Consider the following 254-nt stretch of genomic DNA (forward strand, 5'->3'; position numbering starts at 1 on the left):
GGAGCTGGTTTATCATTATCAACAATATAAACCGTTGCTGAATGATCCCCCGAAATTGTTGCTCCTGTTGGATTTTCAAGGCTTACCACAAAATATTCCGCTTTTTGTTCCTCCAATGTGTCATCGATAATAGGAATATTAACCGTATAACTTGTTGTAGACGAATTGATATTGATGGTTTGATTGGCTAAAGTAAAGTCATTACTGTCCGCAGTACTAAAGGGTGCAGGTTTCACAACTAAATTCACTGTCGC

Annotated in this window: 1 protein-coding gene; it reads right to left on the minus strand. The window is 38.2% G+C overall.

Features of this window, described 5'->3' with window-relative positions; translation table 11 throughout:
• Positions 1 to 254: hypothetical protein (locus tag SB689_RS23695; RefSeq protein ID WP_410694486.1), on the minus strand; the 254-nt coding region annotated here is incomplete at both ends.

Origin of the sequence: Chryseobacterium sp. SIMBA_038, assembly GCF_046535115.1 — a bacterium.
Classification (GTDB): domain Bacteria; phylum Bacteroidota; class Bacteroidia; order Flavobacteriales; family Weeksellaceae; genus Chryseobacterium.